Here is an 18081-nt window from a genome sequence, read left to right on the forward strand (position 1 = left end):
TCCGGGTCGGGTCCGGGCGGTGGGAGGCAGGTGGTCTAGAGCTCGATCTCGACGTCGCCGACCGGGGCGGAGACGCAGATCTGGACGCGGCAGCCGGGCTCGGAGTCGACCTCACCGGTGCGCAGGTCGCGGGTCGCGCCGGAGACGCGCACCGCGGTGCAGGTGTGGCAGATGCCCATGCGGCATCCGTGCTGCGGGCTCAGGCCCGCGGTCTCGGCGCCCTCGAGCAGGGTCGTACCGGGATTGTCGGCGGTGACGCCGCTGGTCAGGTACGTGACGGTGCCGCCGTCGGTGTCCGGGACCTCGGCGACGGTGGCGGTGAACCGCTCGCGCAGGACGCCCGAGAACCGTTCGGCGCCCAGCGTCTTCTCGAGACCGGTGGCCAGACCCTCGGGCCCGCACAGGAAGATCGTGGCCTCGTGGTGCCAGGGCGCGGTCTCCTCGAGATGACCGGCGCTGAGGTGGCCGGTCAGTCCGGGGCGCGTGATCGCGCGGTCCTCGGTCGGCGCTCCGGCGCTGTTCTCGCCGGCGGTGGGGATCACGTGCACATCGATCCCGGCGCGGGACAGTTCGCGGAGCCGGTCGCGGAACGGCACATCGGCGGCGCTACGGGCGTAGTGGATCCACGTCACGCGGCCGGTCCTGGTCGAGGTGGTGTCCGTGTCGGGCCCCGCGGTGCCCGCGTCCCGGCCGACGCAGTGGCCCTCGGCGGCCAGAGTGGAGGCGATCGACAGCATCGGCGTGATGCCGCTGCCGCCGCTGACCAGCAGGATGTCCGACGGGCGCGTCGCGGGCAGGGAGATCTCCCCGGCCGGGTTGCCCAGCAGTAGGCGCATGCCCGGTTCGGCTGCGGCCCACAGGAACTCCGAGACCACGCCACCGGGATGGCGACGGACGGCGATCGTCGCCAGGCCGTCGGCGCGGGAGGCCGGGTCGACGGGGGAGTAGTGCCGGCGATGAACCACGCCGTCGACCACCACGCCGATCTCCAGCGCGGCGCCGGGCTCGGGCCGTGCGACGCCGGCGGGAAGACGCAGCGTGAGCACCGTGACGTCGGAGACCGGGCGGTCGACGGACACGACGGTCGCCCCGGTCGGGTCGTCGGACCAGGTCACGCCCAGCGAACGGGCGTAGTGCTCGACCGGGTGCGGGGTGAGCAGCGTGCGGGCGAGTTCGCCGGAGAACAGGCTTTCGGCCAGGCCGCGACGCGAGAGTCGGCCGGGCGTGAGAAGTCGGCGGGTGAAGGACGGGTGGACGGGCGGAGCTGTCATCGGGACCTCCGTGGAGAACGTGGTCGGTGTGGTCGGCCGTCGACGGACGCCGCCGCCCCGGTCTCGAGTTCCGCGCCGCGCACCGGTGGGTGCGGTCGCGCTGAAGGGGGCGCATCCGTCCGGCTCGACCACCGGACGAATCTGAGTGTACAGGCGTTCTCTGAAATGAAAAGACCCCGGTGTGTGACAGCTGGGTTGCGGGCCCACGAACTCGAACGACATGCGGTTTTTCAGCTCAATCGCTAGAATCGTCGACGTGACGGCGCCCAGATCTCGAGCAGAACAGAAGCGGCACACTCGTGCACTCATCGTCGACGCGGGTCGTCGAACGGTGGCGAGCCGTGGCTTCTCGGGCCTCGTCGTCCGGGAGCTCGCCCGCGAGGCCGGCATCGTGCCCACGGCCTTCTACCGACACTTCGACTCGGTCGAGGAGTTGGCCACCGAGCTCGCCGGAGCCGCCGCGGACGCGCTGGGCACGCTTGTCGACACGCTGGTTTCGACCCCGACGCAGGACCCGGCCTCGGACTGGCCGCACCAGGTGAGCGCCCGGGCGGCCGAGAACCCGCAGACCTGGTCGGTGCTCGCGCGCGGACTGGTCGACACCGCGGGGCCGGATCACCGCGTTCTGTCGGCGGCCGTCGACACCGCACGCCGGCGGCTCGGGATCACCCTGGGCAGGCTCGAATCGTTGTCCGGTGCGGACGGGGCGGTGGTGGATGTGACTGCCGACCTCGTCGTCGTCGTCCTGGTCCGGCACCTTATGGACGTCGCGGCCGGACAGGACGCGCGCACCCTGGACGGGGACTGCGCCGTGCGCCTGCGAGTGGTCCTCGCCGGGGCTGCCGCGCAGTAAGCGAGCGCCCCGCAGTGGCTCAGCGACGCCGCAGTGTCAGGACGGCGCCCGCGAGCACCACCAGGGCCGCCGCGCCGACCGCCATCCAAGTTCCGTACTCCTCGAACAGCGACCCCGCTGCGGTCGTCTCCGACGCCCCCGACCCGCCCAGCGGGCCCGACGCCAGCTCCGTCACGTCGTCGTCGGCCTCGCTCGGTCTGTCGCCCAGCTGGCCGACGGCGTCCTCGGCCGCGAACCCCGCGTCGAGCAACATCGCCGCCTGCTGCCACGGCGCCTGCGGCACCCGCGTGCCGTCGAGCAGCACCACGGCCAGCCGCCTGCCGTCCCGTTCGGCCGCGCCGATGAACGTGTGGCGGGCGTCGTCGGTGAAGCCCGTCTTCCCGCCCAGCGCGCCGTCATAGTTGAAGAGGAGCTGGTTGTCGTTGGCCAGCACGAAGCCGGGATTGACCACCTCGCCGTCCTCGCGTGTGGTCGGGCCGGTGTACGGGGGCGGGTCGACGGGGTCGGGCGGGCCCGCGCCCTCGCCCGCCGGGTAGCCGGGGAAACCGGTCAGCTGCGTGGAGACGATCTCGGCGAACTCGGGCCGGGTCATGGCGTCGCGGAAGATCAGCGACATGTCGTACGCCGAGGACATCATCCCCGGCCCGTCCAGCCCGCTCACCGTGGCCACGTGCGTGCCCGCGGCACCGAGCGAGGCGGCGCGCGCGTTCATCGCCTCGAGCGTGTGGTCCATGCCGCCCATCTCGTGCGCGAGCACGGCCGCCGCGTCATTGCCGGACGACATCAGCAGCCCACTGAGGAGCCGGTGCACCGAGTATCTGCCGCCGGGACCCACGCCGACGAGGCTGCCCTCGGCACCCTCCAGATGGGCGTCGGTGACCTCCACGATCTCGTCGCCGTCCAACTCGTCGAGCGCGACCGACGCCAGCAGGGTCTTGATGATGCTCGCCGGGCGGTAGCGGCCGTGCGGGTCCTTGGCGGCGACGATCTCGCCGGTGTCGAGGTCGGAGATCATCCAGGCGCTCGCGGTCACCTCCGGGGGCACCGCGAAGCCATCGGGAGCCACGACGTCGCAGCCGGCGAGGGCCTCGCCGCCGGCGGGCGTGGCAGGCACCGGGGGAGGGGCGGGCGAGGACTGACCGGGCAGCGGCACCTCGGACTCGTCGACGGGCGCGGGTGGAGTCGTCTGGTACGGACACCCGGTCAGGTCGCGCGGGGTGTCGAAGTACGACGACGACGTCGTCGACGGCAGCACCGCGGCCGGCGGCGGCTCCGAGAGCGGGAGGGCGGGGTCCGGCTCCACGGCCGCCGCCGGGCTCGCTGCAGCGAGGGGCATCAGTGCGACGAGGGCGGCGGTGGCGAGGCCGGCGGCACGGCGGGCGGGCCCTCGGCGGTTGCTGATCACGGATGTCGAGTCTACGTCCGGGGGAGGCTGGCGCTCCGCCTGACCCGCGAGGGGCGACCGGAGAACGCCACCTATCGAATCGCGTGTCGCCTACGGGATCCGATGGGTGGCGCACGATCCGATGGGTGGCGATCAGCAGAACGAGGGCCGATGCGGCTCGAGGCAGGTCGCGGGCAGGCCGTTCGCCGCCGCGGAATGCGACTCGGGCCGCACCCTCGACAAGAGGATGCGGCCCGAGCCGACGATCTGTGGCGAGATCAGCGCGCGAAGAGCAACGCGCGCTTGACCTCCTGGATCGCCTGCGTCACCTGGATGCCACGGGGGCACGCGTCGGTGCAGTTGAAGGTGGTGCGGCAACGCCACACGCCCTCGGCGTCGTTGAGGATCTCCAGACGCTCGGCAGCGCCCTCGTCACGCGAGTCGAAGATGAACCGGTGCGCGTTGACGATCGCCGCCGGCCCGAAGTACGACCCGTCGGCCCAGAACACCGGGCAGGAGGTCGTGCAGCAGGCACAGAGGATGCACTTGGTGGTGTCGTCGAAGCGGGCGCGGTCGGTCGGCGACTGGATGCGCTCGGCGGTCGGCTGGTTGCCGGACGTGATGAGGTACGGCATGACGTCACGGAACGACTTGAAGAACGGCTCCATGTCGACGTACAGGTCCTTCTCCACCGGAAGGCCCCGGATCGGGGCGATCGTGACGGTGATGGACTTGCCGTCCTTGGGGAGCATGTCCTTCATGAGGACCTTGCAGGCGAGGCGGTTGACACCGTTGACCTGCATGGCGTCCGAACCGCAGACGCCGTGGGCGCAGGAGCGGCGGAACGCCAGCGAACCGTCGATGTAGTTCTTGACGTACATCAGCAGGTTGAGCAGGCGGTCGGACGGCAGCGCCGGGACCTCGAACTCCTGCCAGCCCGCCGAGTCCGGATCCTCCGGATTGAACCGGGCGATCTTCAGCGTGACCATGGTGGAGCCGGGCGGCACCGGGCGGCTGCTGGTGCCGTCGGTGGCTTTGGTGGTGTCGACTGCGGAACTCATCAGTACTTACGCTCCATCGGCTCGTAGCGGGTCTGCACAACCGGCTTCCAATCCAGCCGGATGTCGGAGAGCAGGTCGAGACCGTCCTCCTTGAACGCCATGGTGTGCTTCATGTAGTTGGCGTCGTCGCGGTCCGGGAAGTCCTCGCGGGAGTGACCGCCGCGGGACTCCTTCCGGTTGAGGGCACCCACGACGGTGACCTCCGCCAGCTCCAGGAGGAAGCCGAGCTCGACGGCCTCCAGGAGTTCGGTGTTGAAACGCTTGCCCTTGTCCGAGACGGTGACCTCGGCGTAGCGCTTCTTCAGGGCGCGCAGCTCGTCGCGGGCCTCGGTGAGCGACTGCTCGTTGCGGAACACCGACGCCTTGTCGTCCATCATGGCCTGCATCTCGCTGCGGATGTCCGCGGCGTTCTCGGTGCCGTGCGGGGCGAGCATGCGCTCCATCCACTCGCGCACCATCGTCTCGGGCTCGGCGGGCAGCTCCACGAAGTCGTGACCCGCGGCGTACTCGGCGGCGGCGATGCCGGCGCGGCGGCCGAACACGTTGATGTCCAGCAGCGAGTTGGTGCCCAGGCGGTTGGAGCCGTGCACGGAGACGCAGGCGCACTCACCGGCGGCGTAGAGGCCGGGGACGATGTCCTCGTTGTTGCGCAGGACCTCGCCCTGGACGTTGGTCGGGATACCGCCCATGACGTAGTGGCAGGTCGGGAACACCGGGACGAGCTCGGTGACCGGGTCGACGCCCAGGTAGGTGCGCGAGAACTCGGTGATGTCGGGGAGCTTCTCCTCGAGCACGTCGGCGCCGAGGTGGGTTACGTCGATGTAGACGTAGTCCTTCTCGGGGCCGGCACCGCGGCCCTCGCGGACCTCCAGGACCATAGAGCGGGCGACGATGTCACGCGGCGCGAGGTCCTTGATGGTGGGGGCGTAGCGCTCCATGAAGCGCTCGCCGTCGGCGTTGCGCAGGATGCCGCCCTCACCGCGGACGGCCTCGGAGATGAGGATGCCCAGGCCGGCCAGCCCTGTCGGGTGGAACTGGTGGAACTCCATGTCCTCGAGCGGCAGGCCCTTGCGGAAAACCACGGCCATGCCGTCACCGGTGAGGGTGTGGGCGTTGGAGGTGGTCTTGTACATGCGGCCCGAGCCGCCGGTGGCGAACACCGTGGCCTTGGAGTGGAAGACGTGCAGGTCGCCGGAGGCCAGCTCGTAGGCGACGCAGCCGGTGGCCACGGGGCCCTCGGGGGTCTCGGTGAGGCACAGGTCGAGCACGTAGAACTCGTTGAAGAACTCCACGTCGTGCTTGACGCAGTTCTGGTACAGCGTCTGCAGGATCATGTGACCCGTGCGGTCCGCGGCGTAGCAGGCGCGACGCACGGGCGCCTTGCCGTGGTCACGCGTGTGGCCGCCGAAGCGACGCTGGTCGATCTTGCCCTCGGGCGTCCGGTTGAACGGCAGGCCCATGTTCTCGAGGTCGATGACGGCGGTGATGGCCTCCTTGGCCATGATCTCCGCGGCGTCCTGGTCGACGAGGTAGTCGCCGCCCTTGACCGTGTCGAACGTGTGCCACTCCCAGTTGTCCTCCTCGACGTTCGCGAGGGCGGCGCACATGCCGCCCTGCGCTGCGCCGGTGTGGGAGCGGGTGGGGTAGAGCTTGGTGAGGACCGCGGTGCGGGTGCGCGGACCCGCCTCGATGGCGGCGCGCATCCCGGCGCCGCCGGCGCCGACGATGACGACGTCGTACTGGTGCTGGTGGACCTGACGATCGGTCATGGTGTTCTCAGTGCTCGCTTTCGAAATGGTGAAGTCCGCGGACGAATACTGCCGGCGATCAGATGTCGTAGGCGAGGCCGAAGATGGCGTAGGTGCCCAGGACGAGGACCAGGACGGTCGCGGCGATCAGGATCGCGTTGAGCCAGAACCGGGTGGAGTCCTTGCGCGAGTAGTCCGCGATGACGGTGCGGACACCGTTCGCGCCGTGCAGCTGGGCCAGCCAGAGCATGAGGATGTCCCACGTGGCCCAGAACGGGCTCTGCCAGCGATCGGCGACGTATGCCCAGTCGATGCGATGGACGCCGTCGTCGATCATCAGGCCCACCGTGAGGTGGCCGATGGTGAGGAAGACCAGGGCCACGCCCGAGTAGCGCATGAAGATCCACGCCGTGCGCTCGAAGTTGCCGCGGGAACGCAGGCGGGGCGAGCGGGGCTGCGCCAGCGAGGCGGGCCGGTCGTAAGAGGTCTGGAGAACAGGTGCGTCTGCCATGATGATCGTTCTCCTTAGATGTGCTCGAAGAGGAGGAAGAGAAGGCGTGCGGTCGCCGCGGCGAACACCACGACCCAGATCGCCAGGACGGCCCAGAGCATCTGGCGCTGGTACTTGGCGCCCTTGGACCAGAAGTCCACGGCGACGATCCGCAGACCGTTCAGGGCGTGGAACAGCACCAGGGCCACGAGCCCGATCTCCATGAGGCCGACGATCGGGTTCTTGTACGTGTCGATGACCGCGTTGTAGCTCTCCGGGCTCACGGTGACCAGGGCGGTGTCGAGCACGTGGACAAAGAGGAAGAAGAAGATCGCGACGCCGGAGATGCGGTGCGCGACCCACGACCACATCCCCGGGTCACCCTTGTAGATGTTGATCTTCTTCGTGGGTGCCGGACGCGCCGGCGCCTGCGCAGTACTCATGGGCTTGTCGTGCCTCCAGTTCGTCTGGGCGTGATGCCTACGGCGCGCGGTTCGTCCATGACAACACGGCGGGCGCCTACAAGGACTTTAGACCTGAGAGTGAACTGATGAGAAGCAGGGTGGGTACCGTGGTCCGAACACGTAATCCCTGTTAGGGGACCCTAAATGAAGTTACCCGGGGGTAGATAAAGGTGTCCGGCGACGAAACCGCAGCACAACGGCTCATAGACCTCGACATGCTCCGCGAGCACGCCCTCCGGGCGGCCGAGAGCGCCTATCGGCCGTACTCGGGGCTGGGGGTGGGTGCCGCGGCGATCGCCACCGCTCCGCAGCGAGAAGCGGCCGGCACGGCCTCCTCCGCGGCGCACGGCAGCAGCACGCGGATCGTCACCGGCTGCAACGTGGAGAACGCCTCCTACGGGCTGACGTTGTGCGCGGAGTGCTCACTCGTGTCGGACCTCCACCGGACGGGAGGGGGCCGCCTGCTCGAGGTCATCGTCGTCGCCCATACCGGCGAGCCCCTCGCCCCGTGTGGGCGCTGCCGACAACTCCTCCACGAACACGGTGGCCCCGACCTGATCGTGCACGGCGCGCGCGGACCCGTCCGCCTCGGTGCCCTGCTGCCCGACGCCTTCGGCCCGGAGGATCTGACGTGAGCGGGACGGGCGACGCCGCGCGGCGCCACGATGCGGTCCGGATCATCGAGGCGAAGAGGGACGGGCGGGAGCTCGACGACGACGAGGTCGACTGGATCGTCGACGAGTTCACCCGCGGGACGGTCGTCCCGGAGCAGATGTCCGCGCTCGCGATGGCGATCTACTTCCGCGGGATGAGCGATCGGGAGATCTCCCGGTGGACCACCGCGATGGTGGGCTCGGGCCACCGATTGGACCTGGCCGGCCTGACCCGCGGAGGCCGGGAGGTGCCGACCGTCGACAAACACTCCACGGGCGGGGTGGGTGACGCGATCACTCTGGTCCTCACACCGCTGCTGGCGACCTGGGACGTGGCCGTGCCGCAGTTGTCGGGGCGGGGGCTCGGGCACACCGGCGGCACGCTCGACAAGCTCGAGGCGATCCGCGGCTGGCGCGCGGACCTGAGCGGGGACGAGATGCGGCGCATCCTGTCGGACTCCGGGGCCGTGATCTGCGCGGCCGGGGCCGACCTCGCACCCGCGGACCGCGCCCTGTACGCCCTGCGGGACATCACCGGCACGGTGCCCTCGATCCCGATGATCGCGGCGTCGATCATGAGCAAGAAGATCGCCGAGGGCACCGGTGCGCTGGTCCTCGACGTGAAGTTCGGGTCCGGGGCGTTCATGACCTCACGTACGGATGCCGAGGAGCTCGCCCGCGTCATGGTGGGTATCGGCACCGCCGCCGGAGTACGGACCAGTGCGCTGGTCACGGCCATGCACACCCCGCTCGGGCGGGCCGTGGGCAATGCGGTCGAGGTGGCCGAATGCCTGGAGATCCTCGGCGGCGGGGGACCCGCGGACATGGTCGACCTGACGTGCGCGCTGGCGGAGGAGGCCCTGGCCGCGGTGGGCATCAGCGACGATCCTCGGGCCCGACTGTCGGACGGGCGGGCCATGGATTCCTACCGGGCGATGATCTCCGCCCAGGGCGGCGACCCGGACGCCGAACTCCCGCGGGCCGCGAACGTCGAGCAGGTGCGGGCGCCCGCCGCGGGCCGGATCACCTGGGACGCGCTCGGGGTGGGCCGGGCGTCGTGGCTGGCGGGCGCGGGACGCAGCGCACCGGGCGAGGCCGTCGACCACGCCGCCGGGGTGCTGCTGCACCGGGTCGAGGGCGACGAGGTGCGGGCCGGCGAGGTGATCGCCAGCGTGTACGCGGGCGACGCCGGCCGGATCGCGTCCGCTCTCGGCGAGCTGGGGGCCGCCGTCGACGTCAGCGACCCGGGCTCCGCACCCGCACGCGGCCCCGCGGGTGCGGTCGTGCGACGGCTCCGGGGCTGGTGAGGGGGCCGGATACCCCGGAGGGCGCCGGCTCAGGCCATGTCCGGGGTGGTGACCAGTTGCTCGACGTCATCGACGAGGTCCCGCCACTCGGAGGCCTCGTCGTCGTACGGCGCGGTGGGCTCGAGCAAGGTCGCATCGTCCGGGTTGAGCACGTAGTGCATGTACCGGCGCAGCGAGGATCCGCGGCCGGTCACCGACGCCTCCAGTTCCGCGTCGCCGACGTAGTTCGCCATGTCGGTGATGAGCTCCACCGCCAGGCCGAGCTGGCCCGGGTCGACCATGGACGGCCCGATCTCGATGTCGCGATCCAGCCCGGCGAGTACGTACACGTTGTCGTCGGTGGCCTGGACATCGAGGCTGCCGTCGGTGGCGGCGATCTTGATCTGCTCGTACGTGGCGACCCGGCTCAGCGTGTCGTCGTCGTTGTCCGCCAGATAGCGGCCCAGACCGCGACCGCTGGTGAACACGTACACCTGGTCGCCGTCGCCCAGGAAGACCGGGCGATCGCCCAAATAGCAGCGCAGACTCAGGAACTCCTGGTCGCCGAACACGATCTGGATGGGGTCGATGCCCACCTTCTCCCAGATCGAGCCCTCCGGGTAGCCGGTCCGGGCGGTCTCCTCGGCCTCGGGCTCCTCCTCGGGCAGGGCGGCCTCGGCGGCCTCGAGATCGCGGCGGGCCTTGTCGACCTCGCCCTTGTCCAGAGCCGGGGCGGTGATGACCTCCTGGATCGCATCCAGCACGTCGTCCCAGCCCTTGGCGACGGTCTTGCGGATGGACTTCCACAGCTTGAGGCCCTCACGGCCGTAGAACTCGTCCATGCCGTGGGTGACGGTGGCCAGAATCGGGTTGCCGTTGAAGAACTTGGTGACCGTGACCAGCTCGCAGACCTCGCCGATCGAGCGGGCGATGGCGAAGGACTGGTCGATCTCGTCCACCGACGACTCGGTCGGAGCGTCGCCGAGGAGTTCGAGGACGCCCACCAGGTCGTAGCAGTTCTCGTCGGCGGCGCGGAAGTCCAGCACGTCCGAGTTGGCGAACTGCTCCCACGACGGGTGGTCTTGTAGGTCCTGCTCGGCCCCGCTGCGCACCAGAGCCAGCAGCTCAGCGGTCGAATCGAAGGCGTAGAGATCCTCGTCGAGGCCCAGGAACGCCTCCCAGTCGTCGTTGTCCTCGCGCCAGCTGGGCGCCCAGAGGGTCGTGACGTCTCCCTCCGGGAGACCGAGCTCGATCGGGACGATGTCCTTGGCCATGTCGGCCAGCATATCCAGGCGTGGTCAGCTGGTGCCACGGCCGGCCGGGCCAGTCGCGCTGTCGGCCCGCAGCGCGTCCTGCGCAGCCTGCCTCCGTCCGCCAACGGCGAGCGCCACGGATCCCGACACCAGCTCGGCCCGCCGGGAATTGGCCTGCTCCACGGCCCGGGCGGTGGCCTCGAGGATCGACGCCGACACGGTGTCCGGCCCGTGCCGGCGCAGCCCCGCCGCCAACCGGAGATCCACCACGGTCCCGCCGGAGTCCGCGGTGGCCGTGGCCAGTTGATCCCGGCTGGTGGCGACCACCCGCAAGGTCTCGAGCTGATCGTGGGCGGACTCCCACTCCGACGCGATTCCCCGCAGACGGTCGAGGAAGGCCTCGACGTCCAGCCCGCCGGCGGTCAACGGACCGACTCCAACACCCCGTCGTCGTCGACGCCCTCGGGGGTCCAGTCGCGGCCGTCCCATTCCTCCTCGGCCCGGCGCTCCAACAACTCGCGGGCCTCGCCCGCGGCCGCGGTGAGGGCGCGCAGCACCGCCCGCGCCACCTCCGACGGCGTGCGGTCCAGAAGGCGATCGGGAACGGCGAGGCCGACCGGCACACCATTGGTGCCGACCTCGGCGACGACCCCCGACATCGGGTCGGTGTGACGGCAGGTGTCGGGCGTCATCCGCCGGTCGGACGGTAGAAGCCGTAGAAGGACATGCCGATATTGTCGGTGCGCAGGCCGGAAACCGCTACAGGGTCCCCAGCCTCCACGATCTGGTCGTTGCCGATGTACATCGCCACGTGGCCGTCCCAGACCAGCAGGTCGCCGGGCGCGAGATCCTGCTGCGAGATTTGAACCCCCACCCCTTGCTCCTGCGCGAGGCGGGGGATCTCCACCCCGGCATCGCGGTAGGCCCACTGGGTGAGCCCGCTGCAGTCCAGTCCCTGCCCCGGCGTGGTGCCGCCCCACACGTACGGCACGCCCTGCTGGCTGAGGGCGTTGCGGACCGCGCCCGCGGCCTGCTCATTCGGTGCGGTGGCCGAGGACCCGTCCGGAAGCACCACCTGGACTCCGCTGCCGAGGAAGCCGGACCCCGCGTCGCCAACGCCGGCGGAGCCCGGCGTCGACACACTCCCGGAGTCGGAGCCGCCGGCCGGGGCTCCGACTCCGCCTGCGCCGGCACCTGCCGCGCTGCTGAGGCCGCCCGCGCCGGTGCCGGGCCCGGGTGCGCCCACCTCGGTGGGTGAGCCGCCGACCGCGGTGGTGGCGCCCGGCCCGGATCCCGCGTACGCCGCGGTGGTGGCGTTGATCGCGCCCGCCGCGCTCGTATCCGCGCCGAGCATCCCGGGCATGCGGGGCGTGCCCGGGATCCCGGCGGCGATCGCGTGCATCTCGGCCGTGGGCGCCCTGAGTTCGGTCTGGACCCGCTCCGCGACCTGGATGCCGCGCGCCAGATGCTCGGCGGCCAACGCGAGGAGCGCGGCCTGCCCGGGCGGCGTCACGAGGGTGGGTCCGAGGGCGGCGGCGCGCGCGATGAACTCGTTGACGATCCCGATCACCTCGATCGTCCCGCGCACGACGATCTCGGCGGCCACGGCGGTGACCCGCGCGATCTCCACAGCGGAGTCGGTGAGTGCGCCGATGGTCCGGCCGACCTCCGCGATCGACTGGGCGGCACCCAGTGCGGCGAGGGAGTCCCACGATTCGGACAGCAGCCGCTCGAGTGGCGGCCCCAACTGCTCGGCCACCTCCAGGCCGTCGCTGACCGGCCGCATGACGTTCTGCGCCTCCGCGGGGACGAACTCCTCGGTGGAGAGCAGGTCGAGGACCTGCCTGATGGGGCCGACGTAGGCCAATGCGTCCGCGATCACCGGATCACACCGTCCATTCGGTCAGGCCCCGGCCGGCCGCGCCGATGGCCCGGGCGCCCGCGGTGTCGGTGTCCTCGAACAACCGGGCCGACTCCAGCACCAGATCCCCGGCGGCATCGGTCACCCGGGCGACCCCGGCGAGCACCTCCCGGTGGCGGGAGGTGGCCGCCAGCAGGGCCGACATGAACTCGGCCCCCACCGGCCCCACCACCGGCACCACCGCCGCGAGCGGTAGCGAGTCGACCGCGTCGAGCGCTCCCCCCAGCGTCTCGGCCAGGGTGGTCAGCCCCGTACCCAGCTCACGTAAACCGTCGACATGGACCTCGATCGCCCCGTCTGCCATGGTCGCGCCCCCTTGTCCTGCCTTCTGTCCCGTCACAGGGTTCGACGAGCAGGGGAGACGATCCGGTTCCAGCACCCGCGAAAAACTTCTCGTGTGGAATCCTGACGGGCATGGACATCATCGTCGTGGACCACCCCCTGGTCGGGGATCGCCTCCGTACGCTGCGCGATTCCGGCACCGATACCGCGGGTTTCCGGGCCGCGATGGACGCTCTGGGAACCATGCTCTGTTACGAGGCCTTCCGTTCGGTGCCGACGGTCGAGATCCCGGTGACCACCCCCGTGATCGAGACGACCGGGGTCGCGGTGGACGGCGTCCCGCTCATCGTGCCGGTGCTGCGGGCCGGGCTCGGTCTGTTGGAGCCGGCGACCCGCCTGCTGCCCGGCGCGCAGGTCGGCTTCATCGGCCTGGCGCGCGATGAGCAGACCCACGAGCCCTTCTCCTACCTGTGCTCGCTGCCTGATGATCTCGCCGGCAGGCACGTGGTGGTGCTCGACCCGATGCTCGCGACCGGCGGCTCACTGGTCACCACCCTGGAGACGCTCACCGCCCGTGGCGCGACGGGCATCACCGTGGTGTGCGTGCTGTGTGCGCCGGAGGGCGTCGAGCTCGTGCGCGACTCCGGGCTCGCGGGCACGCTCGTGACCGCGACGATCGACGAGCGACTCGACGAGGCGGCCTTCATCGTCCCGGGCCTCGGCGACGCCGGCGACCGTCTCTTCGGTCCGCGCTAACGCGCCCGGCCGGCGATGGCGTCCGCGACCCGGTCGGCCAGACCCGCGAGCCGGTGTTCGACCCCGGCTCGGTCCGCCGGGGAGGGCTCCGGCGGTGTCCACGCCTCGACGTAGGTCTTGAGCAGCGGCTCGGTCCCCGAGGGGCGGATCACCGCGCGGGCGCCGTCGATGTCCACACGCAGGCCGGCGGTCCCGTCGAGGGAGTGAACCGCGGGCCGGGCCCCCCTGTTACCCGCGCCGCCGAGCAGCGCCGCGGCCCCGGCCAGCGCGACGGCGGGATCAGCGCCGACCGCCAGCGGCAGAGTCTCGTTGCGCCGGACGTGCACGCCGAACTCCCGCCCCAGCGCGTCGAGACGTTCACCGACAGCGGGCCCGCCGGCCCCGACCATCGCGCACCAGAGCGCGGCGGCGGAGATGCCGTCCTTGTCGGCCACGACCTCCGGCAGCACGCAGTGCCCGATCGCCTCCTCGTACGCGTACCGCAGCGGCCGTCCGGCGCGCACGAGCCACTTGAACCCGGTCAGCGTTTGAACATGCCGACCGCCGCGCGCGGGAACGATCAGCGACGGCAGCCGCGACGACACGATCGTCGATGCCACCACGGGGGTGCTCCGGCCGGCGCCGGCCCCCGGCAGCGGCGCCCGCAGCAGGTGGTCGGCGAGCACGGCGCCGGTCTCGTCGCCGTCGAGCATCCGCCAACGCCCGTCCGGCCCGGCCACACCCACGGCGCACCGGTCGGCGTCGGGGTCGAGCGCGATCGCCACATCGGCCTCGATCTCCGCCGCCAGCGCGAGCAGCCGCTCGGTGGTCTGCGCGCGCTCCGGGTTGGGGGAGTCGACGGTCGGGAAGTCGGGGTCGGGCTCGGCCTGCTCGGCCACCATCACGACGTCCCGCACCCCGATCCCGGCCAGAACGCGCAGGCAGACCTCGCCGCCCACCCCGTGGACGGGCGTCAGCGCGACGCGCGGAGGCCGGGCGGGCGCGGGGATCCGGGCCACGACGGCAGCGACGTAGTCGTCGACCAGCGCCGGGTCGACCCGCACCTCACCGCGACCGGGGTTGACCGCGGTGCCCCCGCGCGGCGCGGTCTCGTCGTCGTTCCATACTGACGCTGCGGGGACGGCGACGCCCTCTCGCGCGGCCGCCACCAGGTGCGCCTCGATGTGGACGTCGATGGGCGGCACGATCTGCGCGCCCCCGCGCCCATAGACCTTGATGCCGTTGTCGCCGGCCGGATTGTGGGACGCGGTCACCATGAGCCCCGCCGCCGCGCCACGCGACCGCACCGCCGCCGCCACGACGGGGGTGGGGACCGGGCCCGGGGGGACGACGACGACGAAGCCGGCCGCCGCCACCACCGCAGCCGCGACCTCGACGAACCGCGCCGACCCGTGGCGCGCGTCCCCGCCGACGACGACCGTCGACCCGGGCGACTCCTGCTCACGCAGGTGGCGGGCGACGGCGGTCGCGACCAGTGCGACCGTACCCTCGTTCATCCGGGCGGGGCCGTCCCCGAGTGGGGCGCGGACGCCCGCCGTACCGAATCGCAGCGGCGCGAGATCGGGGGCGGCGTCGGAGGTCGGGTCGTGGGGACTGGGCACGGTCGGCCTCGTTCAGGCGCGGGCGACGGCCGGCACGAGGGCGCGGAGCGCCGTGGTGAGGCGGGTGGCCCCGGCCGCCCCGGCGGCGAGCACCTCGGTGTGGTCCAGCGGCTGCCCGGTGACACCGGCGGCGAGGTTGGTGACCAGGGACATCGCGACCACGTCCAGGCCCAGTCCGCGGGCGGCGATGGTCTCGGGCACGGTCGACATCCCCACCAGGTCCGCGCCGAGCACACGCAGCATGCCGATCTCGGCGGGGGACTCGTACTGGGGGCCGGGCATCGCGGCGTACACGCCCTCGCCCGGGCGGGAGTCGGTGACCCCGGCGGCGGCATCGGAGGCGGCGATGGCGTCGGCGGCCGCCTCGCGCAGAGTCGGGCGGTAGGCGTCCACCAAATCGACGAACAGGGGGCCGGTCAGCGGGGAGCGGCCGGTGAGGTTGAGGTGGTCGCGGATGAGGACCAGGTCGCCCACGGTCAGGCCGTCGCGCAGGCCGCCGGCGGCGTTGGTGAGCACCAGCACGCGGGAGCCGGTGGCGGCGGCGACGTGGGAGGGGTGGACGACCGGCTCGGTGCCGTGACCCTCGTACAGGTGTGTGCGGCCTGCGATCGACAGGAGGGTGACGCCGTCCACCAGGCAGCTGGTGACGGTCCCGCGGTGACCGACGGCCGACGGCGCGACGAACCCCGGCAGCTCCGACACCGGGATCGTCACCGCGGTGCCCGGGTCGGCGAGTCCGGTCACGACCTCCGACCAGCCCGAGCCCAGTACCAGCGTGACCTCGTGCGAAGGGCGGCCGGTGGCGCGGGCGATGGCGTCGGCGGCCGCGGCGGCGTCGGCGGTCGGGGTCAGGAGCGGGGCCACCTCAGGCGCCGGGGCCGACGTTGCGGGACTCGCGGGTGCGCAGCTCGCGCACGTACTGTTCGGGCGCGCCCGCGCACTCGGCGGCGTCGGCCAGCAGGCCGAGGTAGCGCGCCGACGGCAGCCCGCCCTCGAACGCGTCCATCACGTACAGCCACGCGAGGACCGTGTCCTCGGCGGCCGTCGCGGCACCGGGCCCGTCCGCCGGGCCGGAGTCGACGGCGAACTCCGACTCCTGGGCGCCCACAGGGGGGCCGTCCGGGACGGTCGGCTGGCGCGTGATGCGCACGCGGATCTTCCGGGCGGGCATTTGGTCGGTGCCCTCCCAACGGTCGAGGGAGAGCGCGTCCTCCTCGGGGACGTCGTAGAGCACGACGAACACCCGCGAGTCACGGTCCTGCACCAGGGTCGCCACCGCGCCCTCCCAGGTGGGGTCGTCGCCGGCGAAGGTGAGTCGCCAGCCCTCGAGCCACCCCGACCCGGCGAAAGGGGAGTGCGGCGCGCGGGTGGTCATCTGATCGGGATGCATGTTGGTCCCGTACGCGGCATAGAGAGGCACGCCACCGACTCTAGTCCGTTCGGCAAGCCCGGTCGGTGCACACTCGGGCCCGGCGCGGGTGGATCGGGTGGCGGATCGGGTGGGTCCGCCACCCTCGTCCGCCCGTCTGACGCGGGCCGGTCGACTACCGTGTACGGCGGACGCGACGAGTTCTGCCACCGCGGAACCGGCGCCCGGCCCTGACACCCCGTGAGCCGTGGAGGAATCTTCAGTGACGCAACGCATCATCATCATCGGCGGCGGACCCGCCGGATACGAGGCGGCGCTGGTCGCCGCCCAGTACGGTGCGGATGTCACGATCGTCGACGCGGACGGCATCGGCGGCAACTGCGTCCTCTACGACTGCGTCCCCTCCAAGACCTTCATCGCCACCACGGGCGTGCGCACCGACATGCGCCGCGCGGAGGAGATGGGCGTCCAGGCGCACTTCGACCCCACCGCGTACCGGCTCGGCCAGGTCAACGGCCGCGTCAAGTCGCTCGCGCGGGCCCAGTCCGCGGACATCCGCACGCAGCTCCAGCGCGAGGGCGTCCGCCTGCTGTCGGGCTGGGCGAAGGTCCACGACTCCCAGCCGGGCATGGCCTCGCACCAGGTCGCCGTGACCTTCGAGAACGGCCAGCAGAAGATCCTCGACGCCGACGTGGTGCTCATGGCCACCGGCTCCAGCCCCCGCGTTCTCTCCGGTGCGGAGCCCGACGGCGAGCGGATCCTCAACTGGCGTCAGCTGTACGACCTCACCGAGCTGCCCTCGCACCTGGTGGTCATCGGTTCCGGTGTGACCGGTGCCGAGTTCGTCTCCGCGTTCACCGAGATGGGCGTCAAGGTCACCATGGTCTCCAGCCGGGACCGCGTACTGCCGCACGAGGACGCCGACGCCGCGCTGGTGCTGGAGGAGGCGCTCAGCGAGCGCGGTGTCTCTCTGGTCAAGCACGCCCGCGCCGACGCCGTGGAACATCACGAGGATGGCATCATCGTCCGCCTCGGTGACGGCCGCACGGTCAAGGGCTCCCACGCCCTCATCTGCGTCGGCTCGGTTCCCAACACCGACGGGCTCGGCCTGCAGAACGCCGGCGTCGAGCTGCAGCGCAGCGGCCATATCAAGGTCGACCGCGTCTCCCGCACCACCGCGCCCGGCATCTACGCCGCCGGCGACTGCACGGACCTGTTCCCGCTCGCCTCCGTGGCGGCCATGCAGGGCCGCATCGCCATGTATCACGCGCTCGGCGAGGGCGTCAGCCCGATCCGCCTGCGCACCGTCGCCTCCGCGGTGTTCACCCGCCCGGAGATCGCCACCGTCGGCATCTCGCACACGCAGATCGAGAGCGGTGAGGTCCCCGCCCGCGTCGAGGTCATGCCGCTGTCCGGAAACCCGCGTGCCAAGATGCGCAGTCTGCGCCGCGGCTTCGTCAAGCTATTCTGCCGCCCCGCCTCGGGCGTGGTGATCGGCGGCGTCGTGGTGGCGCCCACCGCCTCCGAGCTCATCCTGCCGATCTCGGTCGCGGTACGGAACCAGCTCACCGTGGCCGACCTCGCCGGCTCCTTCTCCGTCTACCCGTCGATGACCGGGACCATCACCGAGGCCGCCCGCCAGCTCATCCGCCACGACGATCTGGACTGATCCGACTCGGTGGGCCGCCC

19 protein-coding genes are annotated in these 18081 nt (G+C 71.6%); 5 read left to right on the forward strand and 14 right to left on the reverse strand.

The window, feature by feature from the left end; all coding sequences use genetic code 11:
- Positions 1-35 precede the first annotated feature (35 nt).
- Positions 36-1271 (reverse strand): flavin reductase family protein, encoded by a 1236-nt coding sequence (locus ACWGLC_RS06865; RefSeq protein WP_452099190.1) that lies wholly within the window; start codon positions 1269-1271, stop codon positions 36-38.
- A 256-nt stretch (positions 1272-1527) separates the two neighbouring features.
- On the opposite strand from ACWGLC_RS06865, the gene ACWGLC_RS06870 reads away from it, so the two are divergent.
- Positions 1528-2124, forward strand: a complete 597-nt coding sequence (locus tag ACWGLC_RS06870; protein WP_452099191.1) for a TetR family transcriptional regulator — start codon at positions 1528-1530, stop codon at positions 2122-2124.
- A 19-nt stretch (positions 2125-2143) separates the two neighbouring features.
- On the opposite strand, the gene ACWGLC_RS06875 is transcribed toward ACWGLC_RS06870, so the two are convergent.
- The 5 genes from ACWGLC_RS06875 to sdhC all read right to left on the reverse strand — a co-directional run bounded on the left by ACWGLC_RS06875 (position 2144) and on the right by sdhC (position 7250).
- Entirely contained in the window at positions 2144-3529 is a 1386-nt protein-coding gene (locus tag ACWGLC_RS06875) for a D-alanyl-D-alanine carboxypeptidase family protein (RefSeq protein WP_452099192.1), read from the reverse strand.
- A gap of 257 nt (positions 3530-3786) precedes the next feature.
- The gene (locus tag ACWGLC_RS06880; protein WP_452099193.1) at positions 3787-4569 is read right to left on the reverse strand and encodes a succinate dehydrogenase iron-sulfur subunit; all 783 of its coding nucleotides are present in this window, start codon (positions 4567-4569) and stop codon (positions 3787-3789) included.
- A complete protein-coding gene (sdhA, locus tag ACWGLC_RS06885; RefSeq protein WP_230930212.1) occupies positions 4569-6338 on the reverse strand; it encodes a succinate dehydrogenase flavoprotein subunit in 1770 nt (589 codons plus the stop codon). The genes ACWGLC_RS06880 and sdhA overlap by 1 nt, the downstream gene beginning before the upstream one ends.
- A gap of 58 nt (positions 6339-6396) precedes the next feature.
- The gene (locus ACWGLC_RS06890) at positions 6397-6828 is read right to left on the reverse strand and encodes a succinate dehydrogenase hydrophobic membrane anchor subunit (RefSeq protein ID WP_230930213.1); all 432 of its coding nucleotides are present in this window, start codon (positions 6826-6828) and stop codon (positions 6397-6399) included.
- A 14-nt stretch (positions 6829-6842) separates the two neighbouring features.
- Positions 6843-7250, reverse strand: a complete 408-nt coding sequence (gene sdhC / locus ACWGLC_RS06895; RefSeq protein ID WP_230930214.1) for a succinate dehydrogenase, cytochrome b556 subunit — start codon at positions 7248-7250, stop codon at positions 6843-6845.
- Between the two features lie 236 nt (positions 7251-7486).
- On the opposite strand from sdhC, the gene ACWGLC_RS06900 reads away from it, so the two are divergent.
- Together ACWGLC_RS06900 and ACWGLC_RS06905 are read left to right on the forward strand one after the other, a co-directional pair.
- Positions 7487-7906 carry a cytidine deaminase gene (locus ACWGLC_RS06900; protein WP_452099326.1) on the forward strand — a complete coding sequence of 140 codons (420 nt, stop codon included), beginning with the start codon at positions 7487-7489 and terminating at the stop codon, positions 7904-7906.
- Positions 7903-9231: a thymidine phosphorylase gene (locus ACWGLC_RS06905; protein ID WP_452099194.1), complete on the forward strand. Its 1329-nt coding sequence runs from the start codon at positions 7903-7905 to the stop codon at positions 9229-9231. The genes ACWGLC_RS06900 and ACWGLC_RS06905 overlap by 4 nt, the downstream gene beginning before the upstream one ends.
- Before the next feature lie 29 nt (positions 9232-9260).
- Here the strand turns inward: ACWGLC_RS06905 and ACWGLC_RS06910 are convergent, their stop codons facing one another.
- From ACWGLC_RS06910 to ACWGLC_RS06930, 5 genes are read right to left on the reverse strand one after another with little or no spacing between them, the layout of a single operon-like run.
- Complete coding sequence (locus ACWGLC_RS06910) at positions 9261-10484, reverse strand: primosomal protein (RefSeq protein WP_452099195.1); 1224 nt, start codon at positions 10482-10484, stop codon at positions 9261-9263.
- A gap of 24 nt (positions 10485-10508) precedes the next feature.
- Entirely contained in the window at positions 10509-10889 is a 381-nt protein-coding gene (locus ACWGLC_RS06915) for a YbaB/EbfC family nucleoid-associated protein (protein ID WP_452099196.1), read from the reverse strand.
- Positions 10886-11155, reverse strand: coding sequence for a hypothetical protein (locus ACWGLC_RS06920; RefSeq protein ID WP_452099197.1), 270 nt, complete (start codon positions 11153-11155; stop codon positions 10886-10888). Before ACWGLC_RS06920 ends, ACWGLC_RS06915 begins: the two co-directional genes overlap by 4 nt.
- Positions 11152-12345: a C40 family peptidase gene (locus ACWGLC_RS06925; RefSeq protein WP_452099198.1), complete on the reverse strand. Its 1194-nt coding sequence runs from the start codon at positions 12343-12345 to the stop codon at positions 11152-11154. The genes ACWGLC_RS06920 and ACWGLC_RS06925 overlap by 4 nt, the downstream gene beginning before the upstream one ends.
- Before the next feature lie 4 nt (positions 12346-12349).
- Positions 12350-12688 (reverse strand): type VII secretion target, encoded by a 339-nt coding sequence (locus ACWGLC_RS06930; protein ID WP_452099199.1) that lies wholly within the window; start codon positions 12686-12688, stop codon positions 12350-12352.
- Positions 12689-12798: 110 nt separating this feature from the next.
- Between ACWGLC_RS06930 and upp the strand changes: the two genes are divergently transcribed.
- Positions 12799-13422: a uracil phosphoribosyltransferase gene (upp, locus tag ACWGLC_RS06935; RefSeq protein ID WP_452099200.1), complete on the forward strand. Its 624-nt coding sequence runs from the start codon at positions 12799-12801 to the stop codon at positions 13420-13422.
- Here the strand turns inward: upp and ACWGLC_RS06940 are convergent.
- The 3 genes from ACWGLC_RS06940 to ACWGLC_RS06950 are packed head-to-tail and all read right to left on the reverse strand — an operon-like array spanning position 13419 to position 16443.
- Positions 13419-15023 (reverse strand): phospho-sugar mutase, encoded by a 1605-nt coding sequence (locus ACWGLC_RS06940; RefSeq protein ID WP_452099201.1) that lies wholly within the window; start codon positions 15021-15023, stop codon positions 13419-13421. The two genes, upp and ACWGLC_RS06940, sit on opposite strands and share 4 nt — an antisense overlap.
- Before the next feature lie 12 nt (positions 15024-15035).
- Complete coding sequence (locus tag ACWGLC_RS06945; protein WP_452099202.1) at positions 15036-15887, reverse strand: purine-nucleoside phosphorylase; 852 nt, start codon at positions 15885-15887, stop codon at positions 15036-15038.
- 1 nt (position 15888) lies between these two features.
- A complete protein-coding gene (locus ACWGLC_RS06950) occupies positions 15889-16443 on the reverse strand; it encodes a gamma-glutamylcyclotransferase family protein (protein ID WP_344996553.1) in 555 nt (184 codons plus the stop codon).
- A gap of 211 nt (positions 16444-16654) precedes the next feature.
- Here ACWGLC_RS06950 and ACWGLC_RS06955 point away from each other — a divergent pair, with 211 nt between their 5' ends.
- Entirely contained in the window at positions 16655-18061 is a 1407-nt protein-coding gene (locus tag ACWGLC_RS06955) for an NAD(P)H-quinone dehydrogenase (RefSeq protein WP_452099203.1), read from the forward strand.
- Positions 18062-18081: the final 20 nt, after the last annotated feature.

The organism is Dietzia sp. NPDC055877, assembly GCF_053615975.1.